General features: G+C 29.2%; 1 protein-coding gene. It reads right to left on the bottom strand.

What is annotated here, in order from left to right; all coding sequences use genetic code 11:
* Window positions 1-68 precede the first annotated feature (68 nt).
* Window positions 69-1,165: hypothetical protein (locus CLV96_RS19765; RefSeq protein ID WP_243836558.1), on the bottom strand; the 1,097-nt coding region annotated here is incomplete at its 5' end.

Genomic DNA, 1,165 nt, shown 5'->3' with positions numbered 1-1,165 from the left:
GTGACGGAGAGGAATGTGTCGTAGACCAAGCGAGGCCGTAAGTGCCGAAGCGCAGCGTTTCCCCGCTGTTAGTCGCAGTGCAGTAGTATTTGGTTATTCTTCTCGGGCAAATACGCAGCGAATTTTCTCATAAATCTTGTTTCTTTAGTTAGTTTAAATGCTAAAAATTCTGCTCTGATTTGCGGTTGAACATCGAAATAGCCTTCAATAAAAAGGATTCCTGAAAAGTTTTTACTAAGAGTTTTAGAATAATATTTTGAATAAATTATATTGTTTCTTGAGTTTGTAAAAACGATGCAAAAAGGATTGGGATAACCCTCTAATTGTAGAGAAGCTTTTTTAATTCCATTTTCAAGAATTTTTTTATAATCATCGTATGAATCAAATTGTAATCCAGATATTGATCCACGACTTCCACTAGAAGGTTTATCATTGGTTTCAAAATGTAGCGTGCCGATAAATGGAATTTTAATAAATCCAGTTTTAGGTAAAATTTCATGTTTGTTTAAAATTTGATTTAATGACTCTGTATAATGTTTTTTATCTACTAATATTCTTTTTACCATTTCAGTAGACATCATTTCTCTTAGAAACCTAGATGATTCGAAATGAATTTTATTAAGATTTTTTTTATCAGCATATTGAATTAAGTTATTTGAAATAAGATTGGAAACCTCACTTCTCTCAATATTTCTTTTGCTTATTCCAATCGTTTTTACCTCAATAGTCATTTCATCTAAGTTCGGAATTGACACAGTGATATCAGGTGAGTTACGGTGTGTTCGATTAATAAACTTTGGATTTCCCCCAGCTTTTAGTAGAAAGTAAAATATATGGAGTTCGTTAAATGTTTGTTTAAATTTTTCATTTTTTAATAATGTTTTGTGAATTTCTTTGGTAATATTTTTTTCCAAAGTATATAAAATATATCCTATTTCACCTAAAATAAGAATATTATAAGTTCCATTTGACAATAACATATCTTTGATATAGTGAGTATCTGATGCATCTTTGAAGAATTTATTTACATAAGGAAGTGATACCGTTAAAGTATCTTTGAATTTTTCAAGTTTATAATCTTCTATTAATTCAGTAATTTTGTTTTCTAAAATATATTGATTAACGTTTTTGAACATTTTATTCTGCATTGCGACTAACGAACTAG

The organism is Leptospira meyeri (assembly GCF_004368965.1).
In the GTDB taxonomy this organism is placed as follows: domain Bacteria; phylum Spirochaetota; class Leptospiria; order Leptospirales; family Leptospiraceae; genus Leptospira_A; species Leptospira_A meyeri.
The sequence above is the reverse complement of the archived record's forward strand: the minus strand, read 5'-3'. Positions and strand labels throughout refer to the sequence as shown.